A 23528-nucleotide genomic window follows, 5' to 3' on the forward strand; every position below is an offset into this window, starting at 1 on the left:
TCGTGACCCGGGCCATTATTTACCCGCAGACCCGATCATAAGGTGGATGGGCTGACCCCAGAAATATCCGCTGTCAATGTTCCGAGGCCAGGTCGTGGCACAAGCGACCGAGTTGTTCCACAGCCTTCAAAAGATGGCGGGTGGGTTCATTGGCACCGTTCAGGCGCAGGAAGTTTTGCAGTTCTGCCGCCCCCGGGGAAAACAACGGTCCCGGACTGACGCCAATGCCAAGGGCGAGTGCGCGACGATGTACCTCCAGCGCATCTATCTTTGACGGAAGCTTTACCCAAATCAGAAAACCGGCTTCTGGAGCGGCTACCCGCGTGCCCGGTGGGAAGCTTGTTTCAACCTGTGCGATGATAGCCTGCATCCCTTGCGCAATGCGGAGCTTCAGCTGCCGCAGATGCCTGTCATAATCACCACTTGCCAGGAGCTCGCTCGCCGCGGCTTCAATCAGCGGCGCGCCGGCCCACTCTCCGGCCATTCGGGCCTGCAATACCGTTGAGTGATAGCGTCCGGCTGCAATCCAGCCGATTCTCCAGCCCGGCGCCAGGGTCTTAGACAGTGAGCTGCAATAAATAACATTTCCGCACCTGTCGAAGGCTTTACACGCAGGCGGACGCTGCGCATCCCCGGCCAGATCGCCATACACATCGTCCTCAATTAAAGGGATGCCCATGCCGGCAAGCAGGGCCACCAGATCCCGCTTGCGCGCGACGGGCATGCTGGCACCTAACGGATTCTGCACCGTGGGTGAGGCAAGAACGGCCGCAGGACGGTGGCGCTGAAGGGCTTCTTCAAGCGGCGCCAACAGTAAACCTTCAACAGGATCAGTGGGGATCTGTAATGCCTTCAGGCCCAGATCCTCCAACAGCAGGAGCGTGCCGAAGTAGGCAGGCTGCTCAATTGCCACGGCATCACCCGGTTGGCACACGGCGCGGAGAGCCAGGCGTAGCGCCTGGGTTGCCCCTGCGGTAATGATAAGGTCATCCGCGCCAAAAAGTGCCCCCCACTGTGCCGCGCGCGCGGCAATCTTTCTGCGCAGGTCTGCTCTCCCCGGGGGCAGGCTGTAGCTCTGCCCGCGCGCATCAAGCCGACGACCTGCAGTCTGCAATGCCCTTTGCAGAGTATCTACGGGAAGCCTGGCGGGATCCGGTAGCGCGGCGCCAAGCGGGACCAGGCGCGCCTCGGCGCTCCCGAACAATGAGCGGGCTATTGCGGACATGGTTACCGGCACGGGGACGGGTAAAGAGGCGGTTCCCGGCCTCTCCCCGGCGGAGATGATCTGGTGGACAAAGTAACCTGAGCGTGGTCGCGCGATAATCAGCCCCTCCGCCTCAAGATAACGTAGGGCCTCCAGCGCCGTGGGAAGGCTGACCTGCTCGCGCTCGGCCAGTTTACGCGCGGAAATAATCCGATCTCCTGTGCGCAAAGCGCCTGAAGTCAGCGTCAGCCGCAGCAATTCGGCTATTCGGCGATAGTGGGGAGTCGGCGGGGACGGGTCGGACATCGTAATCTGTATAGTCTGATTTTTGATAAATCTGACTATACAGGCGATACGAGGCGCCATCTATAGTGTGGGCAACACAAACCAGCCAAGGAAGTCCCATGCACAGCGACAATTTTGATCTTTCCCTCTACTTCCGGCGCATAGGCTATAGCGGGCCTGCGGCTGCCGATACCGCCACGCTACAGGCGCTCATGCGCCACCAGCTCTTTGCGCTCCCCTTTGAGAATCTGGACGTACAGGCAGGTAAAATCGTTTCGATGGAGCCTGATGATATTGCCAACAAATTATTACAGCAGAGCCGGGGCGGCTACTGCTATGAACTCAACGGACTGTTTACGATGGCGCTGGAGACGCTGGGTATAACCTACCGTTTTGTCGCGGCGCGGCCAATGTTCTATCCCGCGCGCCGGCCTAAAACCCATATGGCGGTCATTGCCGAAGTTGATGGCCGTCAATGGCTGTGCGACCTTGGGTTTGGTAGCTACGGTATCCGCGCGCCGCTGGCCTTAGACGAACTGGATACGGACATCATTCAGGATTTTGATACGTTCCGGCTGAGTCGCGATGCGAGTGGAGACTATCTGCTTCAGGCCAGGGTTGACGGAGACTGGTGCGATCAATACGGTTTTGACCTGTCGCCTCAGGAATGGATTGATTTTGTTCCGGCTAATTACCTTAACTCCACGCACCCCGATGCGGTCTTTGTACAAAAGCTGCTTGTCATCCAGCATCGACCCGAGGGGCGCTATATTCTGCTGGGCAATATGCTTAAGACCATTACTGCAGACAGGGTAGAAAAGCAGTGGCTGACAGAAGACGAAATTGCGCATGCGCTGGAAAACCGTTTCGCGCTTGTGCAGACCGTTCAGGTTTAAGCTATTTCATCATCGAGAAGCTGACTTTAATGTTACCGCGCCCAACGGCATCTTGCAGCTTATTCGCCGCAACGACCTTGCCGATCGGCGTATAGCTGTAGGATGTGCGAAAGGTCTCGTAAAAAAGAACAACAGTATGACCACCGTATAACATGAGATCCCCCTGATAGAGGGTTTCAGGGCGGATGGGATTGGGGGGTAAAGGATGGGGTAAGTCAGCGAATTTCTCATTGCCGTTAAGCTCCTGCATCGTCAGCGTTAACGGCAGCTGTTTGATAAACGCCTTCGCTGTCGGATTATCAGCAAGCTCAACGTCGTAACTCTGTTGATGGAGGGTCAATTTCACAATCATCGGCTTCTCCTTACCTGACGGAACAGCACCCCCGGCATAAACGGGAAACACACAATGATTAACCAGGACAAATAACAGCGCTAACGGTTTATTCAACATGGCTCTCCTGTAAATTTTCCGCTCCCTTTATGGGAGCGGCGGGTAGCACTATTTCAGATTGGTTTTAAAGAATGACGTCAGCTTCGCAAAAGGGATCAGATCCGTTCGGTCGTACAGATCGACATGGCCTGCACCAGCAACGATATAGAGCTCTTTCGGTTGAGCTGCGCGCGCATAGGCATCCTCGCTAAACTCTTTTGAATGCGCATTGGCGCCGGTAATAAACAGCATTGGGCGCGGGGCAATGGTTTCAATATCGTTGAACGGATAGAAATTCATAAATTTGCCAATGCTGCTTAACAGCGGTTTGGTGGTCAGCGCCTCTTTCTCGCCCTGCGGGGTATAGCCGCCTCGCGCTGTACGATAGAAATCAAAAAACTCACGCTGTATGGCCGGTGTGGCGTCATCCAGCTTGTTTACGGTCCCCGGAATATATGCCTTCTCTGCACCGTTAAATTCGGCCTGTCGCTGTTCGATGGCCGACTGGATGAAGGACTGACGTTGCTCTGGCGTCTGGGAATGATTCAGGCCATTGCGGAAAGCCGAGCCCATGTCATACATGCTGACAGTGGCAATCGCTTTCATCCTGGGGTCAATTTTGGCCGCGCTGATAACAAAGCTGCCGCTGCCACAAATCCCCAGCACGCCGATATTCTCAGGATCAACGTACGGCTGGCTACTGAGGTAATCAACTGCCGCGCTGAAGTCATCAGAATATATTTCCGGCGAAATCAGATGACCCGGTTTACCTTCACTTTCACCCCAAAAGGAGAGATCGATTGCCAGCGTCACAAAGCCCCGATCCGCCAGTTTTTGCGCATACAGATTCGAGCTTTGCTCTTTTACCGCCCCCATCGGATGTCCGACAATAATTGCCGGATTTTTGACATTCTTGTCCAGCGTTTTCGGAATAAATAAATTGCCTACAACGCTCATCTGGTACTGGTTTTTAAACGTCACCTTTTGCTGGATAACCTTATCGCTTTTATAAAAGTTGTCGGCGCCTTTTGACATATCCGCCGCAGAGGCGGCAAACGAGCTGATTAACAGCCCCAGCGCCAGCGTCATATTTTTCATGGAGTTTTATCCTCTATTGTGAGTGGTGTGTTTTACGTGATGTCAGAATGGTTAACCCCGCAGCGACAATCAGCAGCCCGCTACTCAGCGCAAAAGTGCTCTGCCAGCCGGTGTGATCAAACGCCAGGCCGCCAAGCGTGGAACCCAGGGCGATAGAAAGCTGGATCGCCGCGACCATCAGGCCGCCGCCGGCTTCGGCATCATCAGGCAGCGTACGCGCGACCCAGGCCCACCATCCGGTTGGTGCAGCTGTCGCCATCAGTCCCCAGAACCCCAGTAGCGGCACGACAAACCAGAGGTGTTGGCCCGTGAGTATGAGCGTCACGGCGACGACAGCCATGAGCGAAGAGATGGCTGCAAGCGTTGAATAAAGGCCCCGCTTTAAAAAATGACTGATCACCAGCGTGCCAATAAAACCCGCTATCCCGATGGTCAGCAAAATGAGCGATAAGGCGCTGATATCCACCCGGGTGACGGTTTCAAGAAACGGCCGTACGTAGGTGAATAACGAGAACTGCCCCATAAAGAACAGCCCGCAGGCCAGCAGGCCAACGGCAACAACGGGACGGGAGAGCAGATGAAAAGCAGAACGCCCGGGCTGCCTGTTGTTGTCGGGTGCCATCGCGGGGAGGCTGAAGCACTGCCAGATGAAGGCGGCGATCGCTACCGGAACAAGGCAGAGGAACGCTCCGCGCCAGCCCATTACGGCGCCGAGATAACTGCCGAGCGGTGCCGCGATAACGGTTGCCAGGGCATTACCGCCATTGAAAATAGCTAATGCGTGAGGGACCCGGCGCCGTGGCACCAGACGCAGCGCAGTGGCGGCAGACATCGACCAGAAGCCACCGATCGCAATGCCAATCAGGGCGCGACCCGTCATATAAATCAGGTAGCTGGGGGACAGGGCGACCATAGTTGCCGATAAAGCCATTAATGCCGTCATGCCCAGCAGCAGATATTTACGATTCAGATTCCCGGCAAGAGTCGAAAGAGACAGGCTGGTCAACACCGCCAGCGCCCCGGAAATGGCGATCCCCTGTCCAGCCAGCCCTTCACTCACCCTGAGGTCGGCCGCGATGGGCGTCAGCAGGCTAACAGGCATAAATTCTGAGGCGATAAGCACAAAGACGCAGAGCGTCATCGCCAGCACACCGCTCCAGTATGCGCGCTCCTGGTGATATGAATTTTCATGACTGAGTGTGGACATAAACGGCTACCTCTGAATATCGACCCGGCTGAATTCAGGCAAGCCGGGGCCGGACGCTATTCACGGGAATAACGACAAAAAACGCACGCATAAACATGCTGTTGACGCTTATCAATTACTGAAAGTTTTACATGACTGGTGTAGCCTGACTAGCTAATGAATACTTAATAGGCTTATAAGCCTGAGTTATTAATCGGGAGTGTCAGCCGAATGAAACGCAACCTGAATGACCTTCTTTATTTTGTCACTGTTGCCCGTGAAGGGAGTTTTACCCGAGCGGCGGCGCATCTTGGTGTGACGCAACCCGCTCTCAGTCAGGCGATTTCAGCCCTGGAAGAGCGCATGCAAATTCGTCTCCTTACCCGAACCACCCGCAGCGTGTCGCCCACCGCAGCCGGAGAGCGGCTGCTGCAGGCCATCGGCAATCGTTTTGATGAAATTGAAGCTGAACTGGATATGCTCACGGAACTGCGTGACAAACCTGCCGGTACGGTACGAATTACCTGCGGGCCGGATGTGTTACGTACCACCTTATTACCCAAACTGACGCCGCTTCTGCGTGAATACCCGGATATTCATATTGAGTTCGATGCTAATCACGGTTTCCGCGATATTGTTGCCGACCGCTTTGATGCTGGAGTGCGTCTGGGCGACACCATTGATAAAGATATGATTGCGATACCGATTGGCCCGGAATTACGCATGGCGGCCGTGGCTTCGCCGGAGTATTTTTCACGCTACCCGATTCCGCAGACTCCGCATGAACTGACGCAACACTGCTGTATAAACCAGAGAATGGTCAAATCCGGAGGGCTGTACGTCTGGGATTTTGATCAGGAAGGTGGTGATTTGAACGTTCGGGTGAACGGGCAGGTGACGTTCAACACTTCAGAGCATATTGTCACCGCCGCACTGGCCGGATTAGGCATCGCTTTTTTACCTGAGCAAGAGTTTGGCGCACATATTGAAGAAGGTCGGCTGATTCGGGTGCTGGAAACCTGGTGCCAGCCTTTCCCTGGCTACTATCTGTATTACCCCAGCCGGAAGCAAGTTTCTCCCGCATTTTCGCGGGTGATCGATGCGCTGCGTGTTTACCGTCGGCGCCAGCCCGTAGACAAGATCCGGTAATTCTGTTTCCTCATGCCCGGACGGCTTCTGGTATGAATACCTGAAGCCGTCATGCTACAGGGGGATGCCTGGGCGGCTGTAGAGTGACGCTCTTTCGGTCTGTCTCTCCGATCTATTTAGATATCTCTGGTAAACGATGTTTGCCTGAAATATGCCAGACGCGGGTGGTTGCTTAAACTATAATCCCCGGCATTTATTGTGGGGGAACTTAATGAAAAGTATGACAGCAGTATTGAGTATTGTGCTCGCAGGAACGTTATCAGGGTGCGCAGCAGTCCAATATAACGATGGTGAAAAGGTCAGCATTCAGGCTGATGCGTGGTACGGTCTCGATAGTTTGCATTCTACGGCCGTTAAAGCCTGTCAGCAGTATGGCAAATCAAAAGCAGTATATGTCCATAGCGCAAATATGAACCCGAATTTGCCGAAGGGCAGCGGGGTACAAAATACCATCTGGAAATGTGAGCCATGATGAGGCCGGGTTGCTGAATCTGTGCCAGACAGAAGGTGATATTCGGCGCGTAAGGCAGGGAATAAGAATGCCGTTCCGGTACGGTTTGCTGAATATCGGCTATGCAGTAGCTTGCCAGATATTTAGTCGCCGGTGCCGCAGCGGCATTGCCGTCTTTAGTGTAGGCCAAGACGGATCAGTTCAACGGGTTCGAACTTACCTTCATTCCCTTCAACTTCAACGGTTTTGCTGCGACGTAATTGGGCGGGGGTGAGTCCACTGGCGTGGATAGCAACAATTTTACCCGTTTTACCTGTCCCATTAATCATCACCTGGCTTCCGTTGGTAATAGGATTGCGGTTACGATCGTAAGTGACCATGGGTATTTCTCCTTTTTTCTCTGTGCATCAAAAAAAACCGTATTGCGTACAAGGCCGGGCCCTGGCAACGGACGTAATATAAATACGCCTTTGCGCCTGCCATGTTTTGAGTTTGATCAATGTCACACTTTTTAGCCGTTAAGAGGCGACTCTTCTCCGGGTGAGCGGTATTTTAATAGTTAAAGAACGCATAACACTTACTTTTTTATAAAAAAACATAATATCAGCGTGTCGCTTTTTATCTGTTGATAGCGATAAACGCGAATATTCTGTTGAACTAATAATCGATACCGCCCTGGGTAATTTCCCGGATAAACCCATGGACCTTCTGCAGGTTATTCGTCCCATCCCTGGGACTCACCCCTTCGGGGCCGACGTCAACGTCGTTCAAAAACGCTCCGGGCGTTTTTGTCCATGCTGGCGGCCCCGGCTCAGCGATTTTCAGCCGCGCCAGCCCCCTGCGGCATGTCCCGTTATTCCATGCTGACCATTCCGCCGCTGAAAAACCTTCAGCAAGGATATCGCAGCGTGACGGCCACGGGAGGGCAGCGCAATGCCGGGGGCAGCCGACCTTAAACGATCGGCATTAATCTGCGGGTGGCTTGATTAACAGCTGTAACAAAATGGCCTTACCACCTTAGCGAAGATCTGGCCCGTGAAAGTGTCCACCACCAGGACCACCGCCGGGTCCGCCTCCGTGGCCTCCCGGCGGAAGGATGCATCCGGAAAGAGACATGACTCCGCAGAGCACAAAAATGACAAGGATAATTTTTTTCATAATAAACTCCTGAACTGGCGAGCCTCAATTCCAAACCAAAAATGTGATTATTTTATGGAGAATCAATAATTCCCCTTCGCGACACACCTTAATTAGGAATATTCCATGAGGAAGCCTGGCCGCGATGTCATCAAAGCGATGTGTTGACCTGAGTGATATTTCTGCTGACTCACCGAAGGGGTGTCCAACACCGCTATTTTTCTGTTGAGAATCGACAATTAGCACTATCGCGGGGCATGAGACCAGGAAGACTAGCTCTCACGCTGTGCCTGAAGTCGGTAGGACGGCAGAGCTTCCGCGAAGGGCGGCGATAATCCTCCCCACATCGTACCGAAGTACGGCATAGCGCCAATCACCGCGTCCGAACCGAGTCGTTATGACGAAAAAATGTGGGATCTTACCGCCAGCAGAGAGAGAGCATTGTCAATGCAGGAAAGCTTTCGAAATTCGGTGGCGGGAGCGGTAGTGCGTGGTCATGCACGATGCCATTACGCCATCGAACGACATGCATTTATCTTGAATAATCCGTGAGGAGGGTCTGTTTAAAAATACGCCGGCTAGCAATGTGAGCAAAAAAGCTAGCAACGGAATAGCTATATGGGTTTTCACTGGCAAGGAATCCGATATCGCGAATAATGCTGAATAATCTACACCCTCAGTATGAAGGTAAAGTGACGATCCTCGTTGCCATCAGGGGGCCGGGTACGGCGGAAGGAATGAATTTCTCACAATGAAGCTAATACTGTGTTCGGAAAGCTAAAAACGGAACGCCCCCTGGTGCAGTCAGCAACAGGGGGCGGTTACGGGTGGGGATTATCGTCGTTCATCAGTCATCCCATTTGTGGCTTAGATACGCGGCAAGAAAACCAAAGAACAGAATTGTTCCCAGTACTGCCATAAATACATGCATATTTCCCAGCATGATTAACCTCCATCATTGATTAGTGTGCGCTAAGTAGTCCTTATTGAACGTGGTGTACGGTTGTTGCATAAAGAATAACCTGGTCAACCTAAACAAATAATTAACCAGGAAAACTTTTTCGCCGTGAAATAAATAGTGCGGTGAGTGATTAGAGCGGTCGTTCAAGGACAAACAGATAGGCCTCGCGCGACCAGAACAGTCCGGTTCTGCGGCGCTCCACGGACATCGTTTTGACTTCCCAGCCCTGCAGGGTGAACTCATTGAGAAAACGGCTCATTTTCTCCGGGTCAGCTTTCGCTTCACCAAAAAACATGCTCCCCAGAATCCCCTCTTTGTACAGAACGACTCGACACTCTTTTTTCATCTGACAGGCTCCTTGCGTAATGACAGCAAACTGAAAGCCATTGTGACCGCCTGTTACGATTTTACAACCGCGGCGGCAGAAAACTTCTTCCGGTAGGCAGATGGGCTGATGGCGAACTGCTGGCGAAAATGGTGGCGCAGGGTGCCGGCATCGGCGAAACCGCTGAGTTCGGCGATTTTATCGATGCTGATGCGGCTATGGGTCAGATGCTGCTGCGCGCGCTGCAACCGCTCATCCAGCAGCCAGCGGGCAGGGGTCTTACCGGTCGCCGCCTGAAAACGGCGCAAAAACGTGCGAGGACTCATCCCCGCCTGTTGCGCCAGCGACGCCACGGTATGGCTGGCGGCAAGATGCTGATACAGATAATCAAACACCAGCCCCAGGCGCTGACTTTCCCGCGCCTGGGCCACGGGCCGGACGACCTGCTGCGCCTGCGCGCCGTCGCGATGCGGAGAGACAACCAGTCGCCTGGCCACGGTATTGGCGGCTTCAATCCCAAAATCCGCACGCACAAGGTGCAGGCACAGGTCGATGCCGGCGGCGCTGCCCGCGGAGGTCATAATGCCGTCAGAACCCACGTACAACACATCGGCGACGACATCAATCAGCGGGTAGCGCTGGCGCAGATTTTCCGTGTATCGCCAGTGCGTTGTCGCTTTGCGGCCATTGAGTAACCCGGCGGCCGCGAGAACAAATACGCCGGAGCAGATTGAGATAATCCGGCAGCCTCGCGCATGGGCGGCGGCTAAGGCATCACCCAGCGCCGTCGGGATCGGCGCATCGATCCCGCGCCAGCCGGGCACCACGATAGTCTGCGCATCCTGAAGCAAATTCATGCCGCCGTCGGTCATCAACCGGATACCGCCGGTAGCACGTAGCTCACCGTCATCGACGGCGGCGACCGCGAACTGGTACCAGCGTTCGCCCATCTCCGGGCGGGGAAGACCAAAGATCTCCACCGCGATACCAAACTCAAAGGTGCACAGGCCATCATAGGCCAGCACAACGACCCGATGGCGTGACAACGTCACGGGAGGGTTTGTCAGGATTTCAACGTTTTCTGTCATGGTTGCCGGCAGAGGATAAGTGGGCGGATTCATTAAATTAGTGGTACCACAGACAAGGAGAATACGCCATGAGTGTTGTAACTGCTTTTACCCCAGCCACCTCCAGCGAGGCTGCCGCCTGGTTCCGGCATAAACTGAGTTTTGAAACCGACTGCGCGGATGTCTACAGCGCGATGCGCGACGGGGCCTGCGATTTTGTGCTGCTGCACGTTGTCGGCAGTCCGGAGGCCTTTGCCCGACGGCATCTGCCCGGGGCGCTGCATTTACCGCATCGCCTGATCGATGCCGCCCGAATGAGCGAGTGGCCAGCTGAGACGCTGTTCGTCGTCTATTGCGCCGGCCCACACTGCAACGGTGCGGATATTGCCGCTCTCAGGCTGGCTGAACTGGGGCGTCCGGTCAAAATGATGCTCGGCGGCCTCACCGGCTGGCAGGACGAGGGGCTGCCTTTCGCCGACTAACTCACTGCGGCCGGTTTCCTGCGGGGAGCAGGCCGCACAATGAATTTATTTCATGACCGATGAAATTTTCTCGTTTGCCGCTGACGGCAGTGCATGACAGTATCTGGACATATAGCCATCCAGAAGTCTAAAATTCAAATAATGAACTATCACGGCAGGCAACTAATTTGTGCTTACCGCTAAGGAGACACCATGCAACGTCAACAGGCCCCGTTCCGCGCGGATATCGTCGGCAGTTTTTTACGTCCAGAGGCAATAAAAGTCGCGCGTCAGCAGCTTGCCGAAGGCGCCATAGATGCACAACAGCTGCGCCAGATTGAAAATGATGCTATCCGCCAGCTGGTCAGGCAGCAGTGTGACTGCGGGCTGCACGTGGTGACCGACGGGGAATTTCGCCGCGCGTGGTGGCACTTCGATTTCTTCGATGGCTTAGAAGGCGTTGAACGCTACGATTCCGACAAAGGGATCCAGTTTAACGGCGTGCAGACCCGGGCACACGCCGTTCGCGTCATTGGCAAACTGGCGTTTGGCGATCATCCGATGCTGGAAGATTTTCGCTATCTGAAAAGCGTCAGCGGCGAAGCACAGCCGAAGATGACCATTCCAAGCCCGAGCGTGCTCCATTTCCGCGGCGGGCGTAAAGATATCGATGCCACGGTTTATCCGGATCTCGCCGACTATTTCGACGATCTGGCGACGACCTGGCGCGATGCCATCCGCGCCTTCTATGATGCCGGCTGCCGCTATCTGCAGCTCGATGATACCGTCTGGGCCTATCTGTGTTCCGATGAACAGCGCCAGCAGGTGCGCGATCGCGGCGACGATCCCGACGAGCTGGCAAAAACGTATGCCCGGGTGCTGAATAAGGCTCTGGAAGGCAAACCGGACGATTTGACCATCGGCCTGCACGTTTGTCGCGGGAACTTCCGTTCCACCTGGATCTCGGAAGGCGGTTATGAGCCGGTTGCCGAGGTGCTGTTTGGCGGCGTCAACGTCGATGCGTTCTTCCTTGAGTATGATAATGACCGCTCCGGCGATTTCGCCCCGCTGCGCTTTATCCGTCCGGGCAAGCAGCAGGTCGTGCTGGGATTAATCACCACCAAAAACGGCGAGCTGGAAAACCCGGAGGGAGTGAAGGCCCGTCTGCAGGAGGCCGCGCAGTATGTTGCGCTGCAGCAGATTTGCCTCAGCCCGCAGTGTGGCTTCGCCTCGACCGAAGAGGGGAATGCGCTGACGGAATCCCAACAGTGGGATAAAGTCCGCCTGGTCACCGGGATCGCCGCTCAGGTCTGGTAACCGCTCTTCATAGCGCAGCGTTGCACCGTTTTGAGGCAACGCTGCCTGTCTGTTTCTCTCCTGCCGCGCCGTCGCGCGCTTTCCCGCCGTCAGCCAACCTGGCATCGTTTTTGCCTTATCACTTCCGGATAGTCGTTCATTCATTTTTCGTTTTTGCGATTTTCAGGAGTGAATCATGCAGCGTCGAACATTATTAAAAGCTTTTGCCCTCTCCGCCTCTACCGTTCTCATGGGCTACTCTTTCCAGGTTTATGCCGCCGACACCATTAAAGTCGGGATTATGCATTCACTCTCCGGGACCATGGCGATTTCCGAAACACCGTTGAAAGACGTGGCGCTGATGGCAATTGACGACATCAATGCCAAAGGCGGCGTGCTGGGGAAAAAGCTCGAGCCGGTGGTTGTCGATCCCGCCTCAAACTGGCCGCTGTTTGCGGAGAAAGCCCGTCAGCTGCTAACCCAGGACAAAGTGGCGGCGGTCTTTGGCTGCTGGACATCGGTCTCGCGAAAATCGGTGCTGCCGGTTTTTGAAGAGCTGAACGGCCTGCTGTTCTATCCGGTACAGTACGAAGGCGAAGAGATGTCGCCAAACGTCTTCTATACCGGCGCGGCGCCGAATCAGCAGGCGATTCCGGCGGTGGAATACCTGCTGAGTGAAGATGGCGGCGGGGCGAAACGCTTCTTCCTGCTGGGCACCGATTACGTCTATCCGCGTACCACCAACAAAATTCTGCGCGCATTCCTGCATGCGAAAGGGATCCAGGATAAGGACATCGAAGAGGTCTATACCCCGTTCGGTTACAGCGATTACCAGACCATCGTTGCCAACATTAAGAAATTCTCCGCCGGCGGTAAAACGGCGGTGGTTTCTACCATCAACGGCGATTCCAACGTCCCGTTTTATAAAGAGCTGGCAAACCAGGGGCTGAAAGCGACCGATGTGCCGGTGGTGGCCTTCTCGGTCGGTGAAGAGGAGCTGCGCGGTATTGATACCAAACCGCTGGTGGGGAACCTGGCGGCGTGGAACTACTTTGAGTCCGTCGATAACCCGACCAACAAACAGTTTGTGGCGGATTACCGTGCCTATGCCAAAGCCCACAAGCTGCCAAACGCCGATACCGTGGTGACTAACGACCCGATGGAAGCCACCTGGGTTGGGCTGCACATGTGGGCCCAGGCGGTAACCAAAGCGGGAACCACCGATGTCGATAAGGTGCGGGCAGCGATGGCCGGCCAGACCTTCAACGCGCCATCAGGCTTTACTCTGACTATGGACGCGACCAATCACCATCTGCACAAACCGGTGATGATTGGCGAAATCGAAAGTAACGGGCAGTTCAACGTCGTCTGGCAGACCGATAAGCCGGTACGCGCCCAGCCGTGGAGCCCGTGGATTGCCGGCAACGATAAGAAACCCGATCATCCGATAAAAACTGCCGCTAATTAAGCGCCTCTTTCCCGGGCGCGAACGCCTTGCCCGGGCGACATAAGTAGCCCCGGCAAGCGCCAGCGCTGCCGGGGATATCCCGGAATCCCGCGCGACCCTCGTTAGCGTTAACGGGGAAATGACACAAGGAGATACTCATGAGCACATGGCGCATAGTGGGGTATTACCTCGCGCTACTGGTGATGATCGTGCCGTGGCGGGCGCAGGCAGCGGATGCGGATGATTTTGTGACGGCCAACCGTACCCAGCAGGCGCGCCTGCTGGAACAGTGGGCCGCCGCGCCCGATGCCCGGCGGCTGCCGCTGCTGCGGGCGCTGAAAGCGGAAACCCTGGTGGCTGATGACAGTGGCCACGCCTTCAGCCAGCAACAGGCGCTGGGGGCCGCGCGCACTCTGCAAGGGGCGACAAAACCGGTTCGCCTCACCAACCGCCTGCGTAACCTGGTCGCCGGGGCGTTGGCCACCCATTTGCTTTTCAGTGACAGTGTCACGGAGAGGGCGGCAGCCGTCAAAACACTACAGCGGGAGGCGACGCCGGAAATGGCGGGGCTGCTGCAACAACGGCTGGCGGTTGAAACCGATGAGGGGGTTAAAACGCAGCTGGACATTGCGCTGGCCCGCCTGCAGCTTGCCAGCCCGGACAGCGCCAGACGGCTGGCCGCCGTTGAACAGCTCGGTCACGCCGTGGATCCGGAGACTCAGGCGCTGCTGATTCCCTATACCGATCTTCAACATGAGCCTGACGCCCGCGTGCGCGATGCGGCGGCAAACAGCCTGAGCCAGATTAAACAGCGTCTGCTGCTCGGCGATATTCTCGGCCAGGCATTCATGGGGCTATCGCTGGGGTCGGTGCTGCTGCTGGCAGCGCTGGGGCTGGCCATCACCTACGGGTTGCTGGGCGTCATCAATATGGCGCATGGCGAGATGCTGATGATCGGCGCCTACAGCTGCTGGCTGGTGCAGCAAGCGCTGGCACAGCTGGCGCCGCAGTGGCTGGCGTTCTATCCGCTGGTCGCGCTGCCGGTCGCTTTCCTGATAACCGGCGGCATCGGTATGGCGCTGGAACGCACTATCATTCGTCATCTCTACGGCCGGCCGCTGGAGACGCTGCTGGCCACCTGGGGGATTAGCCTGATGCTGATCCAGCTGGTGCGCATGCTGTTCGGCGCCCAGAACCTGGAAGTGGCAAACCCGGCCTGGCTCTCCGGCGGCTTGCAGGTTCTGCCGAACCTGATCCTGCCGTGGAACCGCCTGGCGGTGCTCGGCTTTGTGCTGCTGGTACTGTTCTTCACCTGGTTAATTCTCAATAAAACCCGCTTAGGCATGAACGTGCGGGCGGTGACCCAAAACCGGGCGATGGCCGCCTGTTGCGGCGTGCCAACCGGGCGAGTGGATATGCTGGCATTTGGTCTCGGTTCGGGTATCGCCGGTCTGGGTGGTGTGGCGCTGTCGCAGCTGGGAAATGTCGGCCCGGAACTGGGCCAGGGCTATATCATCGACTCCTTCCTGGTGGTGGTGCTCGGCGGCGTCGGCCAGCTGGCGGGGAGCGTAGTGGCTGCCTTTGGCCTCGGCATCTTCAACAAAATCCTCGAACCTCAGCTCGGGGCAGTGTTGGGCAAGATCCTGATCCTGGTGCTGATCATCCTGTTTATTCAGAAGCGTCCGCAGGGTCTGTTTGCCTTAAAAGGGAGGGTTATTGACTGATGAGCCAACCAATTAGCTTAACATTAGCGCGTAAGGCGCCGCGATCGCTGCAATGGCTTGGTGTACTCCTGGTGCTGGGGTTGCTGAGCATGCCGTTTCTGGCGCTGCTGCCGCAGTCACATCCGCTGGCGGTCTCCACCTGGCTGCTGACCCTCAGCGGTAAAATTCTCTGTTACGCGATTGTCGCCGTAGCGCTGGATCTGGTCTGGGGTTACGCCGGTATGCTGTCGCTGGGCCACGGCATCTTTTTCGCCCTCGGCGGCTATGCGATGGGGATGTATCTGATGCGCCAGGCGGCGGGCGATGGTCTGCCGGCATTCATGTCTTTTCTGTCATGGAGCGAGCTGCCGTGGTTCTGGTGGGGAACCCAGCATTTTGCCTGGGCGATGCTGCTGGTGGTGCTGGTTCCGGGCGTACTGGCCCTGGTCTTCGGCTGGTTTGCTTTCCGCTCTAAAATCAAAGGGGTCTACTTCTCGATCATGACCCAGGCGTTGACCTACGCCGGCATGCTGCTCTTTTTCCGTAACGAAACCGGTTTTGGCGGCAACAACGGTTTTACCGGATTCACCACGCTGCTTGGCTATTCCGTTACCGCGACCACCACGCGGGCCGCGCTATTTATGGTCACGGTTTTACTGCTGCTGCTGACGTTAGGGATCGGCTATCTGCTGGCGCAGAGTAAATTCGGCCGTGTCCTGACGGCGGTGCGTGATGCGGAAAACCGGCTGATGTTCTGCGGATACGATCCGCGCGGCTTTAAGCTGCTGGTGTGGACGCTGTCGGCGGTGCTGTGTGGCCTCGCGGGGGCGCTGTACGTGCCTCAGGTGGGCATTATTAACCCCAGCGAAATGTCGCCAACCAACTCCATTGAAGCGGCTATTTGGGTGGCGCTTGGCGGTCGCGGCACCTTAATTGGCCCGGTGCTTGGCGCCGGGCTGGTGAACGGAGCGAAGAGCCTGTTCACCGTCACTATGCCGGAATACTGGCAGCTGTTCCTTGGTCTGATTTTTATCATCGTGACCCTGTTTCTACCTCGCGGGGTTATTGGCCTGCTGCGCAAAGGAGACCGCTAATGCAACCGGATGAAGGCCTGTTTACCCGCCAGCAGCCCACGGACCGCTTTCGCGAGCAGACCGACCCGGTGCTCGAGCTGGAGAACATCAACGTCACTTTTGATGGTTTCCAGGCGCTGACGGATCTCTCATTGCAGATTGGCGTGGGCGAGCTGCGCTGTATTATCGGGCCGAACGGCGCCGGGAAAACGACGCTGATGGATGTCATTACCGGCAAAACCCGGCCGCAGAGCGGCAGGGCGCGGTATGACCAGTCGATCGATCTGCTCGGGCTTGATCCTATCGCTATCGCCCGCCAGGGGATCGGCCGCAAGTTTCAGAAACCGACGGTGTTTGAGGCGCTGACTGTCGCCGAAAATCTTGAGCTGGCGTTGAAAGGCGATAAGTCGGTCTGGGCCAGCCTGCGGGCGCGGCTGAACGGCGAGCAGGAGGACCGCATCAGCGACATTCTGCGCCTGCTGCGTCTTGATGGCGAACGCGCGCGCCCGGCGGGGCTGCTTTCTCACGGGCAAAAACAGTTTCTCGAGATCGGCATGCTGCTGGTTCAGGAGCCGCATCTGTTGCTGCTGGATGAGCCCGCTGCCGGGATGACCGATGCTGAAACCGAGTATACCGCCGAGCTGTTCCGCACCCTGGCCGGGCAACATTCCCTGATGGTGGTGGAGCACGATATGGGGTTCGTCGAAACCATCGCTGATCGGGTCACGGTGCTGCATCAGGGCCAGGTACTGGCAGAGGGCTCGCTCCGCGAGGTACAGGCGAATGAGCAGGTGATTGAGGTGTATCTCGGTCGTTAAGGAGAGCGAATGTTACAGGTTAATCAGTTACATCAATACTATGGCGGCAGCCACATTCTGCGCGGGGTCGATTTTGAGGCCCGGCAAGGCGAGGTCACCTGTCTGTTGGGGCGCAATGGCGTGGGTAAAACCACCTTACTGAAGTGCCTGATGGGGCTGATCCCGGCGCGCAGCGGTGAAGTCATCTGGCAGGGGAAAATCATCACCCAGCGTAAACCGCACCAGCGGGTGCAGGCCGGTATTGCCTATGTGCCGCAGGGTCGTGAAATATTTCCTCGCCTGACGGTTGAAGAGAATCTGCTGATGGGGCTGTCGCGGTTTCCGGCCAGCGAGGCCGGGCAGGTACCGGAGGAGATTTATCAGCTGTTTCCGGTGCTGAAAACCATGAAACAGCGGCGCGGCGGCGATCTCTCCGGCGGTCAGCAGCAGCAGCTGGCTATCGGTCGCGCGCTGGCCAGCCGGCCGCAATTGCTGATTCTGGATGAGCCGACGGAAGGTATTCAGCCGTCGGTCATCAAAGAGATTGGCGAGGTGATCCGCCAGCTGGCGAACCGTGGCGATATGGCCATTCTGCTGGTCGAGCAGTTTTATGACTTTGCCGCGGCGCTGGCCGATCGCTATCTGGTGATGTCGCGGGGAACGATTATTCAACAGGGGAACGGCGCGGCGATGGAAGCGGAAGGGGTGCGCGGCATGGTGACGATTTAACCTTATCGGCCCGTGAGGGCCGATAAGCGTCTTCCCCGCTCCTGTCGCTATTTGCGCAGCAGTCGCTGCAGCCGCGTCTGACGCCAGCTGCGGATCCATCCGCCGAAAACAAACAATCGCATGCCTCTCACCAGCAGCAACGCCCCCCAGATCCCGGCGACCCAGGCAGACCAGTTGTTCTCCGGGTTGGTAAACCGGTTAAGTAAAACCAGCAACACGCATACCACCACGGCGGTCGACAGTGAGCGGAAAAAGCGGCTTTCCTGATGCACGCGCGCTTTTGCCTCTTCGATGCGTAAATCGAGAGACTCTTCGTGCCCCGCCGGGGAGTCACCGGTGATATCGGCAACGTTAACTTCAAAGACGGCGGCAAGGGCGCTCAGCGTTTCCAGCCCTGGGCGGTCGCCGTTTTCAATGCGCTGAATTGTCCGCACGCTGAGGCCGGCAAGTTCTGCCAGCTGCTCCTGGGACCAGGCGCGCTGTAGACGTAATTGTTTAACCTGATTAGTGCTGTTCATCATGTCTATCTCCGGGTGAAAACCTGAGATGGAGTGTGGCGCCGGGCTCTGTCGGGCACCACGATCCGCAGCCGACAGTTGCACGACATTAACCCGACAGCCGCATGACGCCTGGGGTTACGCGCTGACGGCCGAACAGCCATTCTGCCACGGGCGAATTTTCATTCCGCGGAAGATCATCAGCCAGGCAACGATAATAGCGAGCATCAGCACCACAAACAGCGACCAGTGCGGCATATGGGTCAGGATAGATCCGGTAATCATCGGGTTGAAGGCGGCGCCCAGCCAGCCCAGCGACTGGGCGGAAAAGTAGCTCGCCTTCATGCCGGCGGGGGCGATGTTATCAATCAGCATATACTCACCGGGCGCGTAAATGACCTCGCCAAGCGTAAACACGGCGGCAGAGAGCCCCCATAGCAGCAGGCTGCTGTCGGAAACAATAAATCCCCCCAGACCGAGGACGAAACAGAACGTACCAAAGGTCATGAGCGGACGAATATTCCTGGCGCTCAGGCGACGGCCGACGGCGTACTGCAGCGCAACCACCACGGCGGCGTTGACCGGGAGTACCACCGCCACCACCTTTTCGGCAAAATCGCTATCGGCGACCACCAGCACATACTGCGAAATACAGGAGGCGAATGAACCGCCGACGAACGAGGCCAGCAGGCCGGAAAGCGTAAACCACATCAGCGCGCGGTCGCGCAGCAACACGGAAGGCGACCATTGGGTGGCATTATCCTGGGCAATGGTCGCCGAGGAGCGCTGAACGAAGAGCTGAATACCAACCAGCGGCAATGCGGCGCAGGCCGCCGCCAGCCAAAATGGCAGGTTGATACTGTGCATCACCAGCAGCGTGCCGATGGGCGGGCCGACGGTCCAGCCGATGTTGAGAAAGGTATAGTTGAGGGAGAAGATCCGCGCTTTCTTTTCCGGCGACAGAACATCGGCAAACCACGCCTTCAGCACGGTGGAGAAGACGGAGTAGGCGCAGTTGATCAGAGCAAAGAAAAACACCACCAGGCTTACGCTATTGACCAGCGGAATCGCGATAAAGCCGCAGATAAAGGCCAGCACGGCGATAAGCATATAGCGCTTTTTATCAAACTTATCGGCCAGAATGCCAAACCCCATGCTAAAGACGACGCCGACGGTGAGGGCGATGGAGAGCGCATAGCCAATTTTATCCACCTCAAGCTGGTACTGGCGGGTGAGGAAAATGGTCATAAAGGGCAGCGTTGCACCACGGCCGATAGTCAGCAGCAGCGAGGATGCCAGCAGCGCGATGGTGGAGCGCCTGATGGTCGGTATCATGTTGTTTGCCTGATGAAATGTTTTTTTTATGTGGTACTGCTCAGAAATACCATGCTCTCAGGACCTTGTATAGCGCAACCCGGTGTCATCATGTGCTTTGGTACCCTGCTAAAAATAATGATCTATCCGGCGGGCGCTTTTTTGGGTACTTTGATTTTGTTCACAAAAATTCATATAACAACAGAGGCAGGGTATGACACGTAAAGACGGGCTGCTGGCGCTGCTGGTGGTAGTGGTGTGGGGGCTGAATTTTGTGGTGATTAAGGTCGGACTCCACAATATGCCGCCGCTGATGCTGGCGGGACTGCGTTTCTTACTGGTGGCCTTTCCGGCGCTGTTGTTTGTTGCCCGTCCCAAAATCCCGCTGCGCCTGCTGCTCGGCTATGGCCTGACCATCAGCTTTGGTCAGTTCGCCTTTTTATTCTGCGCAATTAATCTTGGGATGCCCGCTGGCCTGGCCTCTTTGGTGCTGCAGGCGCAGGCGTTCTTCACCATTATTCTTGGCGCTTTTGCCTTCGGTGAACGCCTGCAGGGAAAACAGCTGGCCGGGATTGCGCTGGCTATTTTTGGCATCCTGGTGCTGGTGGAAGCCAGCCTCGGCGGCCAGCATGTTCCGGTCGTCGGATTTATGCTGACTCTGGCGGCGGCGTTGAGCTGGGCGTGCGGTAATATCTTTAATAAGAAGATCATGTCCCGCGCCGAGAAACCGCAGATTATGTCCCTGGTGGTGTGGAGCGCGCTGATTCCGGTGCTGCCGTTTATGCTGGCGTCATGGGCGATCGATGGCCCGCAGACGATGATGGCGAGCCTGATTCATATTGATATGCTGACCGTGCTCTCGCTGCTTTATCTGGCGTTTATTGCCACGATTGTGGGCTACGGCATCTGGGGCTCGCTGCTTGGGCGCTATGAAACCTGGCGCGTGGCGCCGCTGTCGTTGCTGGTGCCGGTAGTGGGGATGGCCAGCGCCGCGCTGTTGCTCGGCGAAACGCTGAACGGCTTGCAGCTGCTGGGGGCCGTTTTGATTATGGCCGGGCTGTATATCAACGTTTTCGGCCTGCGGACCTGGCGGACGGGCGTGGTCCCAAGATAAGTAAAGGCCATATATCTGGACAGGGATGTTTTTTGCATGACGGCGCCAGGGTTGCTTGTCGCTGGTCTTTGACCATGATGTGGTTAGGCTCAGGGGCAAAGCGAATGAGTGACCAAAGGAATATAAATGATTGATGACATCCGCTACCTGATCGTTTTTGCAAAAATTGTAGAGGCGGGATCCATCTCAGGTGGCGCAGAAGCTTTAGGGCTGACGACCGCAACGGCGAGCACGCATCTGGCAAAACTGGAAAAAAATCTGGGTAGTGCTCTGCTATATAGAAATACCCGGAAACTCTCTCTGACTCACGATGGCCTCAGTTTGCTGGAGACGGCCAAATCTATGCTGGAGCTGTATGAGAAGGGGGTTATTGAATTTAAGCAGCGGTCTATATCAACGGCTAACAAGCTGCATATTTCTGTTCCTGCCGTTTTTATCAATAGCGCATTTACTCGTCATCTTGCGGTTTTTATAAAGGAATATCCGGATGTTTTCCTCAATATTTCTTATAGCGACACGCGGAAAGATATTATCGGAGAGAGTATTGATGTTGCTTTTCGGATTGGGGAGCTCCCGGACAGCTCACTCAAAGCCCGGCATCTTTTTGTGCTGCCCCGGCAGCTCGTCGCATCAAAGGCGTTGTTAAGCCAATATAAGCCCATCAACCACCCTGATGATCTTGAACCACTGCCCTGGATTGGACTGACCATGAGGCAGAACCAACGGGCGTTCAGGCATAAAAATGGCGAGGTGGCGTTAGTAAAGTATACGCCAACGGTTGTCGTTGATAATGTTGAAGCGGCCTATGCTCTTGCAAAGCAACACATTGGACTGGCCGCTCCCCCTCGCTATCTGAGTGAGAATGATGTTAAGCGCGCAGAAATGCAGGAAGTACTCCCGGACTGGTCATTAGAACCTCTAAAGGTATACGCCATATGGCCGGCGAATATATCGACCAGCAGTATTGCCTACAAATTGATTAATAATATTTATAATTCCTTTGAGTCGCATAAATTATGAATGATTCAGGAATGGCAGACAGAGCATGTAGCCAGCCGTAACGATCAGCGAACTGCCCATCAATAAGTTAAACGTACGGATACGTTGTCTGCTCCTGAGCAGCATTGACACTTTGTCACCAAGGACTGCCCATGAAGCCAGTGAGAGATAACAGACTAAAAAATAAATCATGATAAAGACGGATACCGTTGTTCTGGTTGCCGGGTCGGAAAATAACGCCGCTCCTGATGCGCAGGCAGTCCAGGCTTTCGGGTTGAACCATTGCATTAAAAAACCCTGAATGAAACCTGGGGTCTCTGCTTTTTGTAATGACAAATCAGGGTGGGACGACGCTATTTTATAACCCAGGTACATGATAAATACTGCGCCAGCAACGTTGAGATATTTGAAAAATAACGGGTGCTGTTCAATTGCAGCGTAGAATCCGAAACAAACGAATATAAGCAAGGCAGTAAATCCTGTTGTCGCACCAGAGACAAACGGGAAGGTTTTTCTAAATCCATGCGCCGCCGCTGACGATATAATGATCATATTTACCGGGCCTGGTGAAAATGACATAGTGAGGGAAAATATAAACATCGTAACAATTAAAATCATTATTTCTCCGCGAATGTTAAATGTTTAATCAGCATGGGAGTATTATCCAATAGCGTTGCTGATATCCCGACAGGCTACCTATAAATGGGCATTAGAGTAAGTGGCTTTTCTCTAAAGGTGTATTTGATGTTTTCACCGCACAGTGGCCATAAAGCCCGGCTCATTACCGGGGCGCTGAGGTTTGTTTATCGTTGTAATGATATGAATTTATTGTTTTTTTAAGTTGGCAGGGCGACCGGCGGCCCTGTACACGTAGCAGACGGGGCTAACCCGACGCGCATTCTGAGAGGCGGTGGCATAATCAGCATATGCTCGCTGGGAAATGTTACCTGACCAGTCGAAGTCCTCGTGAAACGATTCTCTTGAATTCCTCACAATGGGTATGCTCGGGCTGAGTACAGCGCGCAACATGTTTTAGTCCGCGGCTTAATAATTGCAGTCTGCGAATGGTCACGTCAATTTCCCGTGAGCGTTTGTGGAGCAGTTCGCGATTAATATCTGGATGAGCTTCCATACCGATCATCACGGCGATTTCATCCAGAGAAAACCCTGCGGCCTGTCCCAGCGCAATGAGTTGCAGTTTATAAAGCACATTCTCATGGTACTGCCTGCGAAGACCATTTCGCCCGACAGGCCGAATTAATCCTTTCGTTTCGTAATATCGCAATGCAGAGGGTTTAACCCCGGCAAGGTCAGCGATCTCTCTGATATCCCGTTCTTTCATTGTTGACTTAAACCTCACTTTAAGTTGCACACTGGCTGTCAGCTTAGCATTCCATCAATAAGGAGCAGACATTGGATATGATTATTCTCGGTAAAACGGTCATAACAGGCATCGGCGCCACGCTGATCATGGATATCTGGTCACTTTTGCAGAAATACCTGCTCAAAGCGCCGCCGCTAAACTATGCGCTGGTTGGGCGCTGGATTTTATGGTTGCCCAGAGGAAAGTACTGGCATTATACGATTGCGACAACGCCGCGAATACAAGGGGAGATGTTCACCGGCTGGATGTTCCACTACCTGATCGGGGTCGTTTTTGCTTTTGTACCGCTTATTCTGAACGCAACCGCCTGGTTCAGCGAGCCCTCTCTTAAAGTCGGTCTTCTGGCCGGTTTATCGACGCTATTTGCTCCGTTCATCATTCTGCAGCCGGCATTGGGTTTTGGTTTCGCTGCTTCACGAACTCCTCGTCCCTGGCTGGCTCGTCTGCTCAGTCTGCTCACGCATCTGGCGTATGGGGGAGGGCTGTATATCTCAGCCCTGATGATGAGCGCCTGAAGATAAAGCA

At 55.4% G+C, this 23528-nt stretch carries 25 protein-coding genes; 13 read left to right on the forward strand and 12 right to left on the reverse strand.

What is annotated here, in order from left to right:
* Positions 1-73: 73 nt before the first annotated feature.
* Positions 74-1570, reverse strand: a complete 1497-nt coding sequence (locus ROR01S_RS08195; protein WP_064359298.1) for an aminotransferase-like domain-containing protein — start codon at positions 1568-1570, stop codon at positions 74-76.
* A 38-nt stretch (positions 1571-1608) separates the two neighbouring features.
* On the opposite strand from ROR01S_RS08195, the gene ROR01S_RS08200 reads away from it, so the two are divergent.
* On the forward strand, positions 1609-2385 hold the full coding sequence (locus tag ROR01S_RS08200; protein ID WP_032717503.1) for an arylamine N-acetyltransferase family protein: 777 nt from the start codon (positions 1609-1611) through the stop codon (positions 2383-2385).
* 1 nt (position 2386) lies between these two features.
* Here ROR01S_RS08200 and ROR01S_RS08205 read toward each other — a convergent pair whose 3' ends face one another.
* Genes ROR01S_RS08205 through ROR01S_RS08215 form a run of 3 tightly spaced genes read right to left on the reverse strand, consistent with a single transcriptional unit; the run spans position 2387 to position 5120 of the window.
* Positions 2387-2836: a cyclophilin-like fold protein gene (locus ROR01S_RS08205; RefSeq protein WP_004862353.1), complete on the reverse strand. Its 450-nt coding sequence runs from the start codon at positions 2834-2836 to the stop codon at positions 2387-2389.
* Between the two features lie 48 nt (positions 2837-2884).
* Positions 2885-3913, reverse strand: a complete 1029-nt coding sequence (locus ROR01S_RS08210) for an alpha/beta hydrolase (RefSeq protein WP_064357020.1) — start codon at positions 3911-3913, stop codon at positions 2885-2887.
* Between the two features lie 13 nt (positions 3914-3926).
* Entirely contained in the window at positions 3927-5120 is a 1194-nt protein-coding gene (locus ROR01S_RS08215) for an MFS transporter (RefSeq protein ID WP_064359299.1), read from the reverse strand.
* A 210-nt stretch (positions 5121-5330) separates the two neighbouring features.
* On the opposite strand from ROR01S_RS08215, the gene ROR01S_RS08220 reads away from it, so the two are divergent.
* Positions 5331-6248: a LysR family transcriptional regulator gene (locus ROR01S_RS08220; RefSeq protein WP_064359300.1), complete on the forward strand. Its 918-nt coding sequence runs from the start codon at positions 5331-5333 to the stop codon at positions 6246-6248.
* A 211-nt stretch (positions 6249-6459) separates the two neighbouring features.
* On the forward strand, positions 6460-6720 hold the full coding sequence (locus tag ROR01S_RS25915) for a hypothetical protein (protein ID WP_004862343.1): 261 nt from the start codon (positions 6460-6462) through the stop codon (positions 6718-6720).
* A 155-nt stretch (positions 6721-6875) separates the two neighbouring features.
* Here ROR01S_RS25915 and ydfZ read toward each other — a convergent pair whose 3' ends face one another.
* The 4 genes from ydfZ to ftrA all read right to left on the reverse strand — a co-directional run bounded on the left by ydfZ (position 6876) and on the right by ftrA (position 10210).
* Positions 6876-7079: a putative selenium delivery protein YdfZ gene (gene ydfZ, locus ROR01S_RS08225; RefSeq protein WP_004862340.1), complete on the reverse strand. Its 204-nt coding sequence runs from the start codon at positions 7077-7079 to the stop codon at positions 6876-6878.
* A gap of 1604 nt (positions 7080-8683) precedes the next feature.
* Positions 8684-8779 carry a protein MgtS gene (gene mgtS / locus ROR01S_RS27005; protein ID WP_004102377.1) on the reverse strand — a complete coding sequence of 32 codons (96 nt, stop codon included), beginning with the start codon at positions 8777-8779 and terminating at the stop codon, positions 8684-8686.
* A gap of 148 nt (positions 8780-8927) precedes the next feature.
* The gene (locus tag ROR01S_RS08230; RefSeq protein WP_004862336.1) at positions 8928-9143 is read right to left on the reverse strand and encodes a DUF4177 domain-containing protein; all 216 of its coding nucleotides are present in this window, start codon (positions 9141-9143) and stop codon (positions 8928-8930) included.
* Between the two features lie 53 nt (positions 9144-9196).
* The gene (gene ftrA / locus ROR01S_RS08235; protein ID WP_032717599.1) at positions 9197-10210 is read right to left on the reverse strand and encodes a transcriptional regulator FtrA; all 1014 of its coding nucleotides are present in this window, start codon (positions 10208-10210) and stop codon (positions 9197-9199) included.
* Positions 10211-10278: 68 nt separating this feature from the next.
* On the opposite strand from ftrA, the gene ROR01S_RS08240 reads away from it, so the two are divergent.
* From ROR01S_RS08240 to urtE, 7 genes are all read left to right on the forward strand, one after another.
* Positions 10279-10671 (forward strand): rhodanese-like domain-containing protein, encoded by a 393-nt coding sequence (locus ROR01S_RS08240; RefSeq protein WP_032717500.1) that lies wholly within the window; start codon positions 10279-10281, stop codon positions 10669-10671.
* Between the two features lie 192 nt (positions 10672-10863).
* A complete protein-coding gene (locus tag ROR01S_RS08245) occupies positions 10864-11967 on the forward strand; it encodes a cobalamin-independent methionine synthase II family protein (protein WP_064359301.1) in 1104 nt (367 codons plus the stop codon).
* Between the two features lie 175 nt (positions 11968-12142).
* Entirely contained in the window at positions 12143-13414 is a 1272-nt protein-coding gene (urtA, locus tag ROR01S_RS08250; protein ID WP_004862326.1) for an urea ABC transporter substrate-binding protein, read from the forward strand.
* 137 nt (positions 13415-13551) lie between these two features.
* Complete coding sequence (urtB, locus tag ROR01S_RS08255) at positions 13552-15117, forward strand: urea ABC transporter permease subunit UrtB (protein WP_048023646.1); 1566 nt, start codon at positions 13552-13554, stop codon at positions 15115-15117.
* Complete coding sequence (gene urtC / locus ROR01S_RS08260) at positions 15117-16190, forward strand: urea ABC transporter permease subunit UrtC (RefSeq protein ID WP_004862322.1); 1074 nt, start codon at positions 15117-15119, stop codon at positions 16188-16190. Before urtB ends, urtC begins: the two co-directional genes overlap by 1 nt.
* On the forward strand, positions 16190-16987 hold the full coding sequence (urtD, locus tag ROR01S_RS08265; protein ID WP_004862320.1) for an urea ABC transporter ATP-binding protein UrtD: 798 nt from the start codon (positions 16190-16192) through the stop codon (positions 16985-16987). Before urtC ends, urtD begins: the two co-directional genes overlap by 1 nt.
* A 9-nt stretch (positions 16988-16996) precedes the next feature.
* Positions 16997-17695 (forward strand): urea ABC transporter ATP-binding subunit UrtE, encoded by a 699-nt coding sequence (gene urtE, locus ROR01S_RS08270; protein ID WP_064359302.1) that lies wholly within the window; start codon positions 16997-16999, stop codon positions 17693-17695.
* 47 nt (positions 17696-17742) lie between these two features.
* Here the strand turns inward: urtE and ROR01S_RS08275 are convergent, their stop codons facing one another.
* Positions 17743-18213, reverse strand: coding sequence for a helix-turn-helix domain-containing protein (locus tag ROR01S_RS08275; RefSeq protein ID WP_048023699.1), 471 nt, complete (start codon positions 18211-18213; stop codon positions 17743-17745).
* Between the two features lie 117 nt (positions 18214-18330).
* A complete protein-coding gene (gene ydeE, locus ROR01S_RS08280) occupies positions 18331-19527 on the reverse strand; it encodes an efflux MFS transporter YdeE (protein WP_015584269.1) in 1197 nt (398 codons plus the stop codon).
* Positions 19528-19720: 193 nt separating this feature from the next.
* Between ydeE and eamA the strand changes: the two genes are divergently transcribed.
* Together eamA and ROR01S_RS08290 are read left to right on the forward strand one after the other, a co-directional pair.
* Positions 19721-20620 (forward strand): O-acetylserine/cysteine exporter, encoded by a 900-nt coding sequence (gene eamA / locus ROR01S_RS08285; protein ID WP_064359303.1) that lies wholly within the window; start codon positions 19721-19723, stop codon positions 20618-20620.
* 126 nt (positions 20621-20746) lie between these two features.
* Positions 20747-21640, forward strand: a complete 894-nt coding sequence (locus ROR01S_RS08290) for a LysR family transcriptional regulator (protein ID WP_048023635.1) — start codon at positions 20747-20749, stop codon at positions 21638-21640.
* Here the strand turns inward: ROR01S_RS08290 and ROR01S_RS08295 are convergent.
* Entirely contained in the window at positions 21635-22237 is a 603-nt protein-coding gene (locus tag ROR01S_RS08295; RefSeq protein WP_015584272.1) for a LysE family translocator, read from the reverse strand. The two genes, ROR01S_RS08290 and ROR01S_RS08295, sit on opposite strands and share 6 nt — an antisense overlap.
* Before the next feature lie 325 nt (positions 22238-22562).
* Positions 22563-22961 (reverse strand): MerR family transcriptional regulator, encoded by a 399-nt coding sequence (locus ROR01S_RS08300; protein ID WP_064359304.1) that lies wholly within the window; start codon positions 22959-22961, stop codon positions 22563-22565.
* A gap of 77 nt (positions 22962-23038) precedes the next feature.
* Here ROR01S_RS08300 and ROR01S_RS08305 point away from each other — a divergent pair, with 77 nt between their 5' ends.
* Positions 23039-23518 (forward strand): DUF2938 domain-containing protein, encoded by a 480-nt coding sequence (locus tag ROR01S_RS08305; protein ID WP_064359423.1) that lies wholly within the window; start codon positions 23039-23041, stop codon positions 23516-23518.
* The last annotated feature ends 10 nt before the right edge of the window (positions 23519-23528 follow it).

It is taken from the genome of Klebsiella ornithinolytica NBRC 105727 = ATCC 31898, assembly GCF_001598295.1.
GTDB classification, from domain to species: Bacteria; Pseudomonadota; Gammaproteobacteria; order Enterobacterales; family Enterobacteriaceae; genus Klebsiella; species Klebsiella ornithinolytica.